General features: G+C 76.0%; 14 protein-coding genes. 13 read left to right on the forward strand and 1 reads right to left on the reverse strand.

The features are described 5' to 3' along the window. Positions 1 to 352: 352 nt before the first annotated feature. From mfd to PGB27_RS16315, 7 genes are all read left to right on the forward strand, one after another. Positions 353 to 4,087, forward strand: coding sequence for a transcription-repair coupling factor (mfd, locus tag PGB27_RS16285; protein WP_408630078.1), 3,735 nt, complete (start codon positions 353 to 355; stop codon positions 4,085 to 4,087). Between the two features lie 204 nt (positions 4,088 to 4,291). Beyond that, the gene (locus PGB27_RS16290; protein WP_274201423.1) at positions 4,292 to 5,293 is read left to right on the forward strand and encodes a hypothetical protein; all 1,002 of its coding nucleotides are present in this window, start codon (positions 4,292 to 4,294) and stop codon (positions 5,291 to 5,293) included. Further along, complete coding sequence (locus PGB27_RS16295; protein ID WP_274201424.1) at positions 5,290 to 6,192, forward strand: MazG family protein; 903 nt, start codon at positions 5,290 to 5,292, stop codon at positions 6,190 to 6,192. The genes PGB27_RS16290 and PGB27_RS16295 overlap by 4 nt, the downstream gene beginning before the upstream one ends. Before the next feature lie 135 nt (positions 6,193 to 6,327). After that, on the forward strand, positions 6,328 to 7,197 hold the full coding sequence (gene efeU / locus PGB27_RS16300; protein WP_274201425.1) for an iron uptake transporter permease EfeU: 870 nt from the start codon (positions 6,328 to 6,330) through the stop codon (positions 7,195 to 7,197). A gap of 59 nt (positions 7,198 to 7,256) precedes the next feature. Next, positions 7,257 to 8,399, forward strand: a complete 1,143-nt coding sequence (gene efeO, locus PGB27_RS16305) for an iron uptake system protein EfeO (protein WP_274201426.1) — start codon at positions 7,257 to 7,259, stop codon at positions 8,397 to 8,399. Positions 8,400 to 8,409: 10 nt separating this feature from the next. Then, the gene (gene efeB, locus PGB27_RS16310; RefSeq protein ID WP_274201427.1) at positions 8,410 to 9,648 is read left to right on the forward strand and encodes an iron uptake transporter deferrochelatase/peroxidase subunit; all 1,239 of its coding nucleotides are present in this window, start codon (positions 8,410 to 8,412) and stop codon (positions 9,646 to 9,648) included. Positions 9,649 to 9,700: 52 nt separating this feature from the next. Further along, positions 9,701 to 10,612: a lytic transglycosylase domain-containing protein gene (locus PGB27_RS16315; RefSeq protein WP_274201428.1), complete on the forward strand. Its 912-nt coding sequence runs from the start codon at positions 9,701 to 9,703 to the stop codon at positions 10,610 to 10,612. Between the two features lie 140 nt (positions 10,613 to 10,752). Here the strand turns inward: PGB27_RS16315 and PGB27_RS16320 are convergent, their stop codons facing one another. After that, positions 10,753 to 11,178, reverse strand: coding sequence for a tetratricopeptide repeat protein (locus tag PGB27_RS16320; protein ID WP_274201429.1), 426 nt, complete (start codon positions 11,176 to 11,178; stop codon positions 10,753 to 10,755). Positions 11,179 to 11,342: 164 nt separating this feature from the next. Between PGB27_RS16320 and eno the strand changes: the two genes are divergently transcribed. The 6 genes from eno to PGB27_RS16350 all read left to right on the forward strand — a co-directional run bounded on the left by eno (position 11,343) and on the right by PGB27_RS16350 (position 16,678). After that, positions 11,343 to 12,629, forward strand: coding sequence for a phosphopyruvate hydratase (eno, locus tag PGB27_RS16325; protein ID WP_274201430.1), 1,287 nt, complete (start codon positions 11,343 to 11,345; stop codon positions 12,627 to 12,629). Positions 12,630 to 12,634: 5 nt separating this feature from the next. Next, positions 12,635 to 13,315 carry an FtsB family cell division protein gene (locus PGB27_RS16330; protein WP_274201431.1) on the forward strand — a complete coding sequence of 227 codons (681 nt, stop codon included), beginning with the start codon at positions 12,635 to 12,637 and terminating at the stop codon, positions 13,313 to 13,315. After that, positions 13,312 to 13,833, forward strand: a complete 522-nt coding sequence (locus PGB27_RS16335; protein WP_274201432.1) for a DUF501 domain-containing protein — start codon at positions 13,312 to 13,314, stop codon at positions 13,831 to 13,833. Before PGB27_RS16330 ends, PGB27_RS16335 begins: the two co-directional genes overlap by 4 nt. Positions 13,834 to 14,234: 401 nt before the next feature. Further along, entirely contained in the window at positions 14,235 to 15,209 is a 975-nt protein-coding gene (locus PGB27_RS16340) for a Ppx/GppA phosphatase family protein (RefSeq protein ID WP_274201433.1), read from the forward strand. A gap of 37 nt (positions 15,210 to 15,246) precedes the next feature. Beyond that, a complete protein-coding gene (locus PGB27_RS16345) occupies positions 15,247 to 15,894 on the forward strand; it encodes a hypothetical protein (RefSeq protein ID WP_274201434.1) in 648 nt (215 codons plus the stop codon). Further along, positions 15,878 to 16,678: a uracil-DNA glycosylase gene (locus PGB27_RS16350; RefSeq protein WP_274201435.1), complete on the forward strand. Its 801-nt coding sequence runs from the start codon at positions 15,878 to 15,880 to the stop codon at positions 16,676 to 16,678. Before PGB27_RS16345 ends, PGB27_RS16350 begins: the two co-directional genes overlap by 17 nt. Positions 16,679 to 16,686 lie beyond the last annotated feature (8 nt).

The following is a 16,686-nucleotide window of genomic DNA, read 5'->3' on the forward strand; positions in this document are numbered from 1 at the left end:
GAATCCGGCGCCCGACCTGCTGTTGTCGCCGAACGGACCGCACGGTACTTTTTCGGCGGCGCCGAGGGGCCCGTGCGGTTGACCGGGGGGCACGCACGGTCGTCACGGGGTCGGGGGGCGCCGGTGGCGACAGCGCCGGCGCCCCCGCCCCCCGCCCGCCCCCACCGCCGGCTCCGCCGCGAACGTTGGCTGCCGGCTGCCGAGCGTCGAGGGCGTGACGGTGACCGGCCGCACCGGAGCCGGAGCGGAGCCACGGGGCCGGTGTCGGGGCGCGCACGTACCCTGGAGGCATCACCCCGGCGCGCCCGAGAGCCCGGTCGCGCCCGACGGTCCGTCGAAGGGTCCCCCCGCGTTGTCGCCCGCTGCGTCGCTCGCCGTGCTGCCCGACGTCTCCACGTCGCCCGAGTCCGCACCGCTCGCCCCCCTCCTGCCCGCCGTGCTGGCCGATCCCGGCCTGCGCGAGGTCGTCGCCGCGGCCGGGCGCGACGTCGCGGTCGAGGGCCCGACGGGGCTGCGGCCCTTCCTCGCCGGGGCGCTGGCGGCGAGCGAGTCCACGGGCGGGGCCGGCGTGCCGCTGCTCGTCGTCACCGCGACCGAGCGGGAGGCCGAGGAGCTCGCCGGCGCCGTCGGCGAGCTGCTGGGCCCCGACGCCGTCGCCTACCTGCCGAGCTGGGAGACCCTGCCGCACGAGCGGCTCTCCCCGCGGGCGGACACGGTCGGCCGGCGCGTCACCGTCTTCCGCCGCCTGGCCCACCCCGAGGCCGAGGACACCCCGGACGCCCCGCTGCGCGTGGTGGTCGCCGCGACCCGCAGCCTCATCCAGCCCGTCGTGCCCGGCCTCGGCGACCTGGCGCCCGTGCGCCTGGTCGAGGGCACCGAGTACGAGCTCGAGGACCTCACCGCCCGCCTGGTCGACCTCGCCTACGCGCGCGTCGAGATGGTGGAGAAGCGCGGCGAGTTCGCGGTGCGCGGCGGCATCGTCGACCTGTTCCCGCCGACGGCCGCCGCCCCGGTGCGCGTCGAGTTCTGGGGCGACGAGGTCTCGGAGCTGCGCTGCTTCTCCGTCGCCGACCAGCGCTCGCTGCCCGGCGAGGGTCCCGACGCCCGGCCCGCCGAGGTCGTCGCCCCGCCGTGCCGCGAGCTGCTGCTCACCGACACCGTGCGGGCCCGCGCCGCGGAGCTCGCCGCCGAGCACGGCAAGGACAAGGCGCTCGCCGAGCTGCTCAGCCGCGTCGCGGAGGGCATCCCGTCGGAGGGCATGGAGTCGCTGATCCCGGCGCTGCTGGGCGCCCCGGGTGAGGACGCTGCCGAGGCGCCCGAGCTCGCGCTGCTGCCCGAGCTGCTGCCGGCCGGCGGCCACGTGCTGGTCTGCCACCCCGAGCGCGTCCTCACCCGCGCCGCCGACCTGGTGCGCACCGGCCAGGAGTTCCTCGAGGCGTCCTGGCTGGCCGCGGCCGACGGCGCCGACGGGCGGGCGCCCATCGACCTGGGAGCCTCGGCGTACCGCGACCTCGGCGACGTGCGCGCCGTCGCGGCCAAGGCCGGGCGCCCGTGGTGGACGCTCTCCTCGCTGGCCACCGACCCCGACGTCGAGGACGACTCCCACACCCGTGACGGCGCCCGCGTGCTGCGCCCCGGGTTCACCGGCGTCGAGGCCTACCGCGGCGACGTCCCGCGCGCCGCCGCCGACCTGCGCGCGCTGGCCGCGTCCGGGGGCACCGGGGTGCTCGTCGTGCCCGCGGCGGGCACCGCCCAGCGCGCGGCCGAGCAGCTGCGCGAGCACGAGGTGCCCGTGCACCTCGCGGCCGAGGGCCTGGCCGGGACGCCGGAGGCGGGCGTCGTCACCATCACCCGCGGCGCGCTGGGCGACGGGATCACCGCCGGCGGCACCTCGCTGGTGATCATCACCGAGGCGGACCTCACCGGCACCCGCCCGGGCACCGAGGGCGCGGTCAAGCGGGCCCCGGTCAAGCGGCGCAACGCCGTCGACCCGCTGACCCTGCAGCCCGGCGACCACGTCGTCCACGCCCAGCACGGCATCGGCAAGTTCGTCGAGATGACGCAGCGCACCACCGGCACCGGCCCGGCGCGCACCACCCGCGAGTACCTGGTGCTCGAGTACGCGTCGTCGAAGCGCGGGCACGCCTCGGACCGGCTCTTCGTGCCCACCGACCAGCTCGACCAGATCAGCCGCTACGTCGGCGGCGAGCTGCCGACGCTGAACAAGCTCGGCGGCTCGGACTGGTCGAAGACCAAGTCGAAGGCGCGCAAGGCGGTCCGCGACATCGCGGCCTCGCTGGTGCAGCTCTACGCCGCGCGCCAGTCCGCGCCGGGGCACGCGTTCGCGCCGGACACCCCGTGGCAGCGGGAGATGGAGGACGCGTTCCCCTACACGGAGACGCCCGACCAGGCGTCGGCGATCGACGAGGTCAAGGCCGACATGGAGAAGGCGGTCCCGATGGACCGCGTCATCTCCGGCGACGTCGGCTACGGCAAGACCGAGATCGCGGTGCGGGCGGCGTTCAAGGCGGTGCAGGACGGCAAGCAGGTCGCGGTGCTGGTGCCGACCACGCTGCTCGCCCAGCAGCACCTGCAGACGTTCACCGAGCGCATGCGCAACTTCCCGATCACCGTGAAGGGGCTCTCGCGCTTCACGCCCGCCAAGGAGGTCGACGGGATCCTCCGCGGCCTGGCCGACGGCAGCGTCGACGTCGTCGTCGGCACCCACCGGCTGCTCCAGACCGGGGTGACGTGGAAGGACCTCGGGCTGGTGGTCATCGACGAGGAGCAGCGCTTCGGTGTCGAGCACAAGGAGCACATCACCGGGCTGCGCGCCCACGTCGACATGCTGTCGATGTCGGCGACGCCGATCCCGCGCACGCTGGAGATGAGCCTCGCGGGGATCCGCGAGATGTCGACGATCCTCACCCCGCCCGAGGAGCGGCACCCGACGCTGACCTACGTCGGCGCCTACGAGGAGAAGCAGGTCGCCGCCGCGATCCGGCGCGAGCTGCTGCGCGACGGGCAGGTCTTCTACATCCACAACCGCGTCAGCTCGATCGACGACGCCGCCGCGCGCCTGCGCCGCCTCGTGCCCGAGGCGCGCATCGCCACCGCGCACGGGCAGATGGCCGAGGAGCGCCTCGAGCGCACGGTCAACGAGTTCTGGGAGCGCGAGCACGACGTCCTCGTCTGCACGACGATCGTCGAGAACGGCCTGGACATCGCCAACGCCAACACGCTGGTCGTCGAGCGCGCCGACACCCTGGGGCTCTCGCAGCTCCACCAGCTGCGCGGGCGCGTCGGCCGCGGCCGCGAGCGGGGCTACGCCTACTTCCTCTACCCGGCCGACCAGCCGCTCACCGAGACCGCGCACGACCGCCTCGCCACCGTCGCCCAGCACTCCGAGCTCGGGGCGGGCACCGCGGTGGCCATGAAGGACCTCGAGATCCGGGGCGCGGGCAACATCCTCGGCGCCGAGCAGTCCGGGCACATCGCGGGCGTGGGCTTCGACCTCTACGTGCGCCTCGTCGGCGAGGCCGTCGAGGCGTTCAAGGCCCACGCGGGGGCCGACGGCGGCGAGGAGCCGCTGGCGGAGGTGCGCGTCGACCTCCCGATCGACGCCCACGTGCCGCACGACTACGTCGACACCGAGCGCCTGCGCCTCGACGTCTACCGGAAGATCGCCGAGGCCGCGGACGCCGCCGCCCTCGACGCGGTGCGCGAGGAGCTCGTCGACCGCTACGGCGAGCCGCCGACGCCGGTCGGCAACCTGCTCGCCGTCGCCGCGTTCCGGCAGGCGTGCCGGCGCCACGGGATCACCGAGGTCGCGGGGCAGGGCAACATGATCCGGTTCGCGCCGGTCGAGCTGCCCGAGTCGATGCAGATGCGGCTGCGGCGCCTGCACCCGCGGGCGCAGTACAAGGCCGCGTCGCGCACGCTCTCGCTGCCCCGGCCGGTCGAGGGCTCGGACGGCAAGGGGCCGGTGCGCATGGGTGCGGCCCCGCTGCGCGACCTCGCCCTGCTGGCGTGGTGCGAGCAGCTGTTCGGCCAGCTCTTCCCGGAGCCGGCGGCCGCGACGACCTGATCACCGCGCGGGTGGGGTGATCAGGGGCCGTCACGCTCGGGTGGGCGCGGTGTCGGCCCCGCCGACGCGAACGGGGACTTCGCGCGCCTAGAAGCAGCGAACAGCGCGTTCGCTGCAACCCAACCCAACCCCACCCAACCCCACCCGACCCGCACCCCCGCCCGGCGTGCGGGACGCCGCCGCCCGGGTGAGAAGGTGGCGCCCGTGCCTCGCCTGTCTTCCCTGGTCGCCTCGGTGGTCGTGGCTCTGGTCGTCCTCGCCGGGTGCGGGACGGGCCCGGACCGCACGGGGGCGGCGGCGATCGTCGGCGACACCGTGATCCCGATCAGCGAGATCCAGAGCGGCCTGCGCACGGCGGCGCCCGACCTGCGCGTCGCGGTCGACCAGCAGGGCGCGGCGCAGGGCATCCCGCCGGGCGCGCCGATCCCGCCACAGCTGCTGGCGCAGGAGTCGCGCCGGCTCGTGACGGTCCGGGTGCTCCACGAGCTCATCGCCGAGCAGTCGCGCCGCGACGGCATCGTCGTCACCCCGCAGCGGGTGGACGCGGCGCTGGCGCGCGCGGGCGGCGCGGAGGCGGCGGCCCAGGGCAGCGGGTTCGACCCGGCGACGATCCGCGGGCTCGTCGCCGACCAGATCGCCGCGAGCGACATCGGCCGCGCCGTGTTCGACCGGCTCCAGGTCACCATCGACTACGCCACCGCCCCGGACCGCGCGAGCGCCGAGGCCCTGGCCCGCGCGGTCGCCGCCGACCCGGCGCGCGCCCCGCAGCTCTTCGGGTCGGTGGGCGGCACGCCGCCGACCGGGCTGACCGTGCGCCCGGGCCAGGACCAGGGCGCGGGGCTGCAGTCGTCGGCGTCGTCGCTGCTCTTCGGCCTGCCCGCCGGCACGGTGACGATCACGCCGGGCCGCTCGTCGTCGCAGGCGAGCGGTCAGGACCCGGCGCAGGGCCCGTGGTCGGTGGTCCACGTGCGCGAGCGGACGCTCGCCGCGCCGGGCACCCCGCCGCCCCCGGGTGTCACCCCGGCCGCCGCGGTCGACGACGACACGATGTTCGGCTTCGGCCTGCGCCAGCTCCAGCCGCTCGCGCTCGAGCTCGGCGTGACGGTGAGCCCGCGCTACGGCGCCTGGGACCCGACGCAGCTCGACGTCGTCCAGGACCCGGACGCGGTGGGCGTCGTGACCCCGGTCCGCAGCCCGGCACCGTGAGGCCGCAGACCGTCACCGTCGACCCCCGGCTCGGCGCCGTCCTGCCCGCCGCGGCGGTGCGCGCGGTGGCCGCGGCCGACCAGGTCCGCCTGCACCCCGACCTGCCCGCCGACGTCGCCGACGCCTTCGCGCGCGACCTGGGGGCGGTGGGTCCCGACGCCCCGCTGGTCGACGGCACCGTCGTCGAGCTCGTGCCCGGACCCGCCGGCGCCCCGCCCGGCGCCGAACTGCTCGAGGCCGTGCGCGTCATGGACCGCCTGCGCTCGCCCGGCGGCTGCCCCTGGGACGCCGCGCAGACCCCCGCGTCGCTGCTGCGCTACCTCGTCGAGGAGACCTACGAGCTCTACGACGCGGTCGCCGACGACGACCGGGTCGCGGTGCGCGAGGAGCTCGGCGACGTCCTGCTCCAGGTGCTCTTCCACGCGCGGATCGCGCAGGAGGACCGCGCCGACCCGTTCGGGATCGACGAGGTGGCCGCCGAGCTCGTCGGCAAGCTCGTGGGCCGCCACCCGCACGTCTTCGGCGAGGGCGAGAAGATCACCGGCGCTGTGATGACCCCCGGGGAGCAGCAGGTGCGCTGGGAGGAGCTCAAGGCCGTCGAGAAGCGGCGCGCGTCGGCCCTGGAGGGCGTCGCGCGGGCCCAGCCGGCGGCGGCGCTCGTCGCCAAGTACCTCTCGCGGGCCCGCCGGGCCGGGATCCCCGACGACCTCCTCGCCGGCGCCTCGGGGGATGCGCTGTACGCGGCCGTCGCGGACCACGCCGACCCCGAGGGCGACCTGCGCGCCGCCGCGAGCGAGCTCGCGCGCCGGGTCCACGGGGCCGAGGGCGCGGCGCGCGCGGCGGGCGAGGACCCGACCGCCCTCGACGAGCAGGGGTGGCGCCGGTTCTGGCCGGCGTGAGGTCCACGTCAGGAAACGGACAAATCGGTCACCTTCTGTGATCAGGTCGAGGCCGTCTTCCCTCGTCCGGCTGAGCCAGGCTAGCCTCACCTCACCGCAGGTGAGCATCACCTGACCTCGAGGTGAGAGGACGCCATGCTGGGCAACGCGCTGATCGGGCTGCGCGAGGGCCTCGAGGCCTCCCTCGTCGTGAGCATCCTGGTGGCGTTCCTGGTGCGGACGGACCGCCGGCGGGAGCTGCCGAAGGTCTGGCTCGGCGTCGGCGCGGCGATCGCGGTGAGCGTCGGGGTCACGCTCGCGCTGACGCTGTCCCAGCAGGCGCTGACGTTCGAGGCCCAGGAGGCGCTCGGCGGCTCGCTGTCGATCATCGCGGTCGGCTTCGTCACCTGGATGATCTTCTGGATGCGCCGCGTCGGGCGGACGATCGCCGCCGAGCTCGAGGGCGGCCTGGAGAAGGCGATCGCGATGGGCTCGATCGCGGTGGTCGTCATGGCCGCGCTGGCCGTGGGGCGCGAGGGCCTCGAGACGGCGGTGTTCTTCTTCGCGGCCGTGCAGGCGGCGGGGGACACCACGGGCCCGCTCGTCGGGTTCCTCGTCGGGATCGCGATCGCGATCGTGCTCGCGTACCTCGTCTACCGCGGTGCGGTGCGGCTGAACCTGGGCAGGTTCTTCACCGTCACCGGCATCCTGCTGATCTTCGTCGCCGCCGGCATCCTCGCCTACGGCGTCCACGACCTGCAGGAGGCCGGCATCCTGCCCGGCCTGAACACCCTCGCCTTCGACGTCAGCGCCGTGATCCCGGCCGACTCCTGGTACGGCGTGCTGCTCAAGGGCGTCTTCAACTTCTCCCCGCAGACCACCGTGCTCGAGGCGGTCGTGTGGGTGCTCTACGTGGCGACCGTGCTCACGCTCTTCGTCCGCCGGCCGCGCCGCACCGCCCCGGCCGCCGCGCCCGACCCGGCGCCCACCCCGGCGCCCGACCAGCCGGCCGACCGGGCCGTCTGAACCCCCCGAGAACCCCGATCCGCTCGACCAGCGCACCGACGCGCGCCCGGAGGAGAACGATGTCCCGCAGGTCCCTCGCCGCCAGCACCGCGGCGCTGGCCGTTGTCGCCCTGAGCGCGCTGTCGGCGTGCACGAGCACGGCCCCGCCGCCGGGCGGTGCCGCCGGGGGCGGGCCGGTGCAGGTCCGCGCGTCCGACACGGCCTGCGAGGTCTCGGTCACCGAGGCGCCCGCCGGCAACGTGTCGTTCTCCGTGCAGAACACCGGCACCAAGGTCACCGAGTTCTACCTGCTCGGCACCGGCGACCGGATCCTCGGCGAGGTCGAGAACATCGGCCCGGGCCTGACCCGCCAGCTCATCGTCGAGGTGCCCCAGGGCGGCCAGTACACGACGGCGTGCAAGCCGGGCATGGTCGGCGACGGCATCCGCGGCCCGTTCACCGTGACCGGCGACGTCCCGGGTTCCGCCGAGGGCGACGCCCTGCTCGCGGGCGCGGTGTCGGGCTACAAGCGGTACACGACGTCGCAGGTCGAGGCCCTGGTGACGCGCACGCAGGAGTTCGTCGACGCGGTCGAGCGCGGCGACGTCGAGGGCGCGAAGCAGCTCTACCCGGTCGCGCGGACCTACTGGGAGCGCATCGAGCCGGTGGCCGAGTCGTTCGGCGACCTCGACCCGCGCATCGACGGGCGCGACGACGGCGAGCCCGGCGTGGAGTTCACCGGCTACCACCGACTCGAGCGCGACCTGTGGGTCACCGGGCTGCAGCCCGACTCGACCGCGATGGCCGACCGCCTCATGGCCGACATCCGCGAGCTCCAGGCCCGCACCGCCGGCATCGAGCTGACGCCGCTGCAGCTCGCCAACGGGGCGAAGGAGCTGCTCGACGAGGTCGCCACCGGCAAGATCACCGGTGAGGAGGACCGCTACTCGCACACCGACCTCTGGGACTTCCGCGCCAACGTGGACGGCTCGCAGGCCGCGGTCGCGGCGCTGCGCCCGGTGATCGACCAGCGCGACCCGGCCCTGGGCCCCGTCCTCGACCAGCGCTTCCGCGACATCGACGTGCTCCTCGAGGGCTACCGCCAGGGCGACGGGTTCGTCCTCTACACGGCCCTGACCGAGCAGGACAAGCAGCGCATGACCCAGGCCGTCGACGCCCTCGGCGAGCCCGTCAGCCAGGTCGCGGCGGTGATCTCGGCGTGACGGTGGTGGCATGACGCGCGCAGGCATGCGGGGCATCTCCCGGCGCCGGCTCCTCGGGTGGACCGGCGCCGGGGCCGCCCTGGCCGGGGCCGGCGCGGTCGCCGGGTTCGCGGCGGGGGAGTCGGCGGAGGCACCGGTCGACCCGAGCGGGGGCGTCGTCCCGTTCCGCGGCGTGCACCAGGCCGGGATCGTCACGCCGGCGCAGGACCGGCTGCACTTCGTCGCCCTCGACCTGACGACGACCGACCGCGCCGCGGTGATCAGCCTGCTCAAGCGCTGGACGACGGCCGCGGAGCGGATGACGGCCGGCGCCGAGGCCGCGCCGGGCGGGGCGGTGCAGCGCAACCCGGAGGCCCCGCCCAGCGACACCGGCGAGGCCCTCGGGCTCCCGGCCGCCGCGCTGACGATCACGTTCGGGATCGGCGGGAGCCTGCTCGACAAGCTCGGCATCCCGCGCCCGCCCGAGCTCGCGGACCTGCCGCCGTTCCAGGGCGACCAGCTCGACCCCGCGCTCTCGGGTGGTGACCTGTGCCTGCAGGCCTGCGCCAACGACCCGCAGGTCGCGGTGCACGCCGTGCGCAACCTCATCCGGACCGGGTTCGGGACGACGACGGTGCGGTGGTCGCAGCTCGGGTTCGGGCGGACGTCGTCGACGTCGACCACGCAGCAGACCCACCGCAACCTCTTCGGCTTCAAGGACGGCACGAACAACCTCAAGGCCGAGGACACCGCGCTGCTCGACGAGCACGTGTGGGTGCCGCCGGCCCAGGGGCCGGCGTGGCTCGCGGGCGGCACGTACCTCGTCGCGCGCCGGATCCGGATGCACGTCGAGACGTGGGACCGGACCTCGCTCGCCGAGCAGGAGTCGCTCACCGGTCGCACGAAGGGCGAGGGCGCGCCGATCGGGCAGGCGCGGGAGTTCGACCTGCCGGACCTCGGCCCGGGGTCGCCGATCGGTGCCGACGCGCACATCCGCCTCGCCTCGGCGCAGAACAACGGCGGCGCGCGGATCCTGCGGCGCGGCTACAACTTCGTCGACGGCTCCGACGGGTTCGGGCACCTCGACGCGGGCCTGTTCTTCGTGGCGTTCATGCGTGACCCGCACCGGCAGTTCGTGCCGATGCAGAGCCAGCTGGCGCGCCAGGACAAGATGATGGAGTACATCGAGCACACGGGGTCGGCGGTCTTCGCGGTCCCGCCGGGGCTCGGCGACGGCGCGTACTGGGGCCGAACGGTCCTGGAGGGTTGAGCCGCCCGGGCGAACCGGAGGCCTTGTCTACCGCCGCGTAATCTCCCCCGCGATGAGTGCGCCGACCGATCCCACCCCGGGTTCCCGCGACCGTCAGCCGGCGCCGCGCCGCTCGACGGTGCGCAGCGGTGTCGCGGCGGAGGAGGCGGCGCCGCGGCGTCGGCTCGCGGTCCTCGGGCGGCTCGGCCTCGTCGTGGTGCTGCTCGCGGCCGTCGTCGGGACCGTCGTGCTGGTCAGCCAGCGCAACCAGTTCGGCCGGCCGGACGCGGGCGCCGAGGAGATCCCGGCGCTCGAGGTCGAGCCCGCGCCGGTGCAGCTCGGCACGGTCGCGCAGCCCGACGCGCTCGCCCCGCCGTCGCTCGGGCTGCCCGGGCGCGCCCCGGCCGGCGGCGGTGCCCCGACCTCGCTCGCGAGCTGGGCCGAGGGCATCGCGAGCCGCGTCGACGTGCCCGCCCGTGCGCTGCAGGCGTACGGCGTCGCCGACCTCGCGGTGAAGGCCGAGGAGCCGGGCTGCAACCTGTCGTGGGTCACGATCGCGGGCCTCGCGCGCATCGAGTCGAACCACGGCCGCTACCGGGGCGCCTCGATCGCCGGGAACGGCGACGTCACCCCGCGGATCATCGGCGTCCCGCTCGACGGCACCGGCGGAAACCGGACCATCGGCGACACCGACCGCGGCGTCCTCGACGGCGACACCGCGCTCGACCGCGCCGTCGGCCCGCTGCAGTTCATCCCGTCGACCTGGGCGAGGTGGCGCTCCGACGGCAACGGCGACGGCGTCGCGGACCCGAACAACATCGACGACGCCGCCCTCGCCGCCGGTCGCTACCTCTGCGCGGGCGGGCGCGACCTCGCCACCGGCCCGGGCTGGCGCAACGCCGTGCTCTCGTACAACTACTCCGACGAGTACGGCCGCCGCGTCTACGCCGCCGCCGACTCCTACGCCTCCGCCAGCCAGGGCTAGCGAGGTCTGTCAGCGAAGTGGCGTCGCGGACACTCAACGTCCGTATTCATCCTTCGATCATGAACACGGCCCCGGCCCATGATCGAAGTACCGATACGGACGCTCAACGTCCGTGACGGGACTTCGCTGACACGAGAGGGTCAGGCGCCGCCGGCGCGGTCGGCGCGCAGGGCGATGGACGCGCTGACCTCGCCCAGCGCCTCCTGGTACTCGGGGCGCGGGTCCATCGCCGCCGCCATGCGCAGCTGCGTGCGGGCCTCGGTGAGCCGGCTCTGCCGCTGCAGCGTGCGGCCCAGGGCGAAGCGGGCGTAGTGGTCGGACGGGTCGAGCTCGAGCACGCGCAGGAAGCCCGTCTCGGCGCGGCGGAACTGCGCGGAGGCGAGGTAGGCGCGGGCGGCGAGCAGGTGCACGGACGCCGCCTCGGGCTCGGTCTCGAGCAGCGGGACGACGATCTTGAGCGCGTCGAGGGGCCGGCGGCGCTCGAGGAGGTCCTCGGCGCGGCGGAACGCGTCCACCGCCGACACCGTGCCGTCCGGTCCGTCGGGGTCGGGCTGCGCGGCGGACATCCGTGCCACCGTATGCCGCGGCCCCGCCGCGCGCGAGCCTCCCCACCGGCGAGCGTGCCCCCGCTGCGTGGCGCGCCGACCCTCACCCGGGCGACGTCTACGATGCGGGCGACGTGCCGTGCCCGGGGTGCGGCGAGACGATCCATCGTTCGGAGGCATGGTCCGTGGCGGTCATCGAGCAGGTCGGCGCACGGGAGATCCTCGATTCGCGGGGCACGCCCACGGTCGAGGTCGAGGTGGCGCTCGACGACGGCACGCTGACCCGCGCCGCGGTGCCCTCCGGGGCGTCGACCGGCGAGCACGAGGCGGTCGAGCTGCGCGACGGTGACGACTCGCGCTACCTGGGCAAGGGCGTCGAGCGGGCGGTCGCCGGCGTCCTCGACGAGATCGGCCCCGGCCTGGTCGGCATCGACGCCGCCGAGCAGCGCGTCGTCGACCAGAAGCTCATCGACCTCGACGGGACGCCGGACAAGTCCCGCCTCGGCGCCAACGCGCTGCTGGGCGTCTCGCTGGCCGTGGCCCGCGCCGCCGCGGAGTCGGCCGAGCTCGACCTGTTCCGCTACGTCGGCGGCCCGAACGCCCACGTGCTGCCGGTGCCGATGATGAACATCCTCAACGGCGGCGCGCACGCGGACTCCGGGGTCGACATCCAGGAGTTCATGATCGCGCCGATCGGCGCCGAGTCGTTCCGCGAGGCCCTGCGCTGGGGCGCCGAGGTCTACCAGGCGCTGAAGAAGGTGCTCAAGAAGCAGGGGCTGTCGACGGGCCTGGGCGACGAGGGCGGCTTCGCGCCGTCGCTGCCGAACAACCGCGAGGCGCTCGACCTGATCCTGACCGCGATCGGCGACGCCGGGTACACGCCCGGCCGCGACGTGGTGCTCGCCCTCGACGTGGCCGCGAGCGAGTTCTTCTCCGACGGCGTCTACACCTTCGAGGGCGAGACCCGCAGCGCCGCCCAGATGAGCTCCTACTACGGCGAGCTGCTCGACGCCTACCCGCTGGTCAGCATCGAGGACCCGCTCTCGGAGAACGACTGGGAGGGCTGGACCAAGCTCACCGGCGACATCGGCGACCGCATCCAGATCGTCGGCGACGACCTGTTCGTCACCAACATCGAGCGTCTCGAGGAGGGCATCGAGCGCCGCGCCGCGAACGCGCTGCTGGTGAAGGTCAACCAGATCGGCACGCTCTCGGAGACCCTCGACGCGGTCAGCCTCGCCCAGCAGTACGGCTACCGCTGCATGATGAGCCACCGCTCGGGCGAGACCGAGGACACGACGATCGCCGACCTCGCCGTCGCCACCAACTGCGGGCAGATCAAGACCGGCGCCACCGCCCGGTCCGAGCGTGTCGCCAAGTACAACCAGCTGCTGCGCATCGAGGAGGCCCTCGGCGACGCCGCGCGCTACGCCGGCGACCTCGCCTTCCCGCGCTTCGACCCGGACGCCTGAGCCGCGTGGCCGGCCCCGAGCGCACCCCCGACGACGGTTCCGCCGACCGCGGATCCGCCGGCCGGTCCGGCGCACGGGGCCGGGGACGGCGCGGGGGCCGGACCGGGGCGAGCTCGGGCACCCGCGGGTCCGCCGGTCGGTCCGGTGGGGCGCGCGGGCGCACGCGCGCCCGGCAGGGGCCCCGGCGCGACCCGCAGCGCGTCGTGCGCCGGCGCCATCCGCTGCGCGTGCCGTCGGGCCCGGCCGCGGCCGCCGCCCGCGCCCGGCGGGCCGCGCAGGCCACCGGGGGCGCGCTGGGCCTGTCCACGGCGCGGCGCGCCGCGGTGCTCGCCGTCGTCGTCTGTGCCCTCGCGCTGACCGTCGCCGTGCCGCTGCGCAACTACGTCACCCAGCGCCACGAGATCGCCGCCGTGACCGCCGAGCAGGAGCGCCTCGCCGGCGACGTCCGGCGGCTCACCGACGAGCGCGCCGCCCTGCGCGACCCGGCGCACATCGAGGCCCTGGCCCGCGAGCGGCTCGGCTACGCCCGCCCGGGCGAGGTGCCCTACCGCGTCCAGCTCCCCGGTGACGCCACCGCGCCGCGCGACCCCCGCGACACCGACCCCCGCGCCGGGCTGCCGCCCGCCGAGGCCGAGCTGCCCTGGTACGCGCGCGTCGCCCGGTCGACGCTCGGCACCGCGCCGTGAGCGGCGGGACCCCCGAGCCGCCCACCGACGCCGACCGCGCCGCCGTCGAGGCCCAGCTCGGCCGGCGCCCCCGCGGGCTGCGCCGGGTCGCGCACCGCTGCCCGTGCGGGCTGCCCGACGTCGTCGAGACCGCCCCGCGGCTCGAGGACGGCACGCCGTTCCCGACGCTGTACTACGCGACCTGCCCGCGCCTGACCTCGCGCATCGGGACGTTGGAGGCCGACGGGCTCATGCGCGAGCAGACCGAGCGCCTCGGCACCGACCCCGACTTCGCCGCCCGCTACGCGCAGGCCCACGCCGACTACCTCGCCGACCGCGACGCGATCGAGCCGCTCGGCACCGACGTCAGCGCCGGCGGGATGCCCGGACGGGTCAAGTGCCTCCACGTGCACGTCGCGCACACCCTGGCCCGCGGCCCGGGCGTGAATCCCGCGGGTGACGAGACCCTCGAGCGGCTCGACGACTGGTGGCACGCGGGGCCGTGCGTGGGCCCCGACCACGGGGACCCGACGGACTGACACCCGGTCACCCGCCGGGCGACGGGTCGGGCGCGACCGACCGGCACGCTCGGTGGCCGCCCGTCCCCGGACCGGTGCCGATGCGCCCCGGCCCGGTACCGACCCCCGCGCTGAGTTGATCGACGTCCGCGGCGCGCCCAGGATGGACAGAGCCGGTTCCCCCGACCGGCCCAGCGCGGCGGTGCGGACGGCCCGTCGCGCGACCGGGCGGCGATCCACCGCACGGCGCCCCTCCCGGCTGCCGACGGATCGTGCCCGCGGACCGGTCGCCGGGCGACCCCACCCGCCTGGGGTCGCCCGGTGTCCGGCACCCCGCGGCGGGCGTGTCCGGGGCGTCCTCGCTAGCGTCGTCGGGTAGCCGGGTCCGCCGGGGACGCCGAGCGCAGCAGGGGGAGCACCAGATGCCACGGGTCGCGGCCGTCGACTGCGGGACCAACTCGATCCGCCTGCTGGTGGCCGACGTGACCGTGCGCGAGGACGGCTCGGCCTGGCTGCGCGACGTCCACCGCGAGATGCGGATCAACCGCCTCGGGCAGGGCGTGGACGCCACGGGCCGGCTCGCGCCGGAGTCGCTCGCGCGCACCCGCGAGGCCCTGGGCGCCTACGCCGAGATGCTGCGCCGCCACGGCGTCGCCGTCTCCCCGGAGACCGTGCGCGTCTGCGCCACGTCCGCCACGCGTGACGCCGCGAACCGCGAGGAGTTCTTCGGCGCGGTGCGCGAGGTCATCGGGGTCGACGCCGACGTCATCACCGGCGACGAGGAGGCGCGCCTGTCGTTCGCGGGCGCGGTCGCCGACCTCGACCCCGACGAGGGCCCGTTCGTCGTCGCCGACGTCGGCGGGGGCTCCACCGAGCTCGTCACCGGCACCTGGGACGCGGTCCACGCGGAGGTCACCGCCGCGCGCTCCACCGACGTCGGCTGCGTGCGCCTGACCGAGAAGTTCCTCCACGACGACCCGCCGACCGGCGAGCAGATCGCCGAGGCCGAGGAGTTCACCCGCGCGACGCTGGCGCCGGCGTTCGCCGAGGTGGCGGTCGACGAGGTCCAGACCTGGGTGGCGGTCGCGGGCACGGCGACCACGCTGGCGGCGGTGGCGATGGACCTGCGCACCTACGACCCCGAGCGCATCCACCTCTCGCGGCTCGGTCTCGACGACGTGCGCGCCACCGCCCGCCGGCTCGAGGCGATGCCGCGCGAGCAGCGGGCCGCGCTCGGGCCCATGCACCCGGGCCGCGTCGACGTCATCGGCGGCGGGTCGCTCGTCATGCGGGTGCTCGCCGAGGAGCTCGCCGAGCGCACCGACGTCACCGAGCTCGTCGTCTCCGAGCACGACATCCTCGACGGGATCGCGCGGGAGCTGGCCGCGCGGTGGTGAGGGCGGTCCTGAGCACGGTGGTGGGGGTGGTGACGTGGTGAGCGCCCGTCCGGCCGACCCGCCCGGCGCCGTCCCGGGCGTGCTGCCGCTGGCGGCGCTCGTGCTCGCGCGGCGGGTGCGGGCGCTGGTGGCCGTGACGGTCGTGCACACCGTCGTCCTCGCCGTCGCCGCGTGGTTCGCCGGCAACGGGCCCACGCTGCCGGGCGTCGCGTCGCTCGTCGCACACCTCGCCGTCTCACTGGGCGCGGCGCTGCCCGTGCGCTGGCAGTTCGCCGGCGACCCGGCGCGCCGCGAGGCCCGGGCGGTGCGCGCGATGACGGTGTCGTTCGTGGTGCTCGCGGTCTACAGCGCCGTCGACGCCGTCGCCGACGCCCTCACCCCGGGCCGCCCGGGGGAGGCCCTGGTCGGCGGCCTGCTCGGGCTCGCGGGGGCGGTCGCGCTGCCGGTGCTCGTCGCGCTCGACGCGCGCGCCGGGCGGGAGGAGGGCGCGTTCCGCGACCCACGGGTCCGCCGCGCCGCGCCCGCGCCGCTCGTCGCCGCGCTCGTCGTGGTGCTGCTCGCCGCGAGCGCCGTCGACCTGCTCGCCAGCACCGGCCCCGTCACCGCGTCGCTGGCCGCGCCGGCGGTGTCGGCGGTCGTCGCCGTCCTCGCCGCGCGGGAGGCCTGGGGTGCCTGGCACGGCTGACCCCGCGTCGCTCGGTCCCGCCGACGCGCCCGACCTGCCGACCCTCGACGCCGCGGTCGCCGAGTGCCGCGCCTGCCCGCGGCTCGTGGCGTGGCGGGAGGAGGTCGCCGCGACCAAGCGCGCCGCCTTCCGCGACCAGACCTACTGGGGTCGCCCGGTGCCCGGGTTCGGCGCCACCGACGCGCGGCTGCTCATCGTCGGCCTCGCCCCGGCCGCGCACGGCGCCAACCGCACGGGGCGCATGTTCACCGGCGACCGCAGCGGCGACGTCCTCTACGCCGCCCTGCACGCCGTCGGGCTCGCGTCGCAGCCCACGGCGGTCGCGGTCGGCGACGGCCTCGAGCTGTACGGCACCCGCATCACCGCCCCGGTGCGCTGCGCCCCGCCGGAGAACAAGCCGACGCCCGCCGAGCGCGACCGCTGCCGCCCGTGGCTCGCCCGCGAGCTCGCGCTGCTGCGGGGCACCGTGCGCGCCGTGGTGGTGCTGGGCGGCTTCGGGTGGCAGGCCCTGCTGCCCGTGCTCGCCACCCCCGACCCGGCCGGCGGGCACCCCGGCTGGGTCGTCCCGCGGCCCCGGCCGGCGTTCGGGCACGCCGTCCACGTGACGCTGGCGCCGGCGGACGAGCAGGCGGCCGCCCCGCTCGAGCTCTTCGGCTGCTACCACGTCAGCCAGCAGAACACCTTCACCGGACGCCTCACCCCGGCGATGCTCGAGGACGTCCTGGCCGGCGCCGCCCGGGCCGCGGGGCTGGAACCGGCGGTGCCCGCGCGCGCCGACGACTAGGGTCGAGC

Source organism: Actinomycetospora lemnae (assembly GCF_028737315.1).
Classification (GTDB): domain Bacteria; phylum Actinomycetota; class Actinomycetes; order Mycobacteriales; family Pseudonocardiaceae; genus Actinomycetospora; species Actinomycetospora lemnae.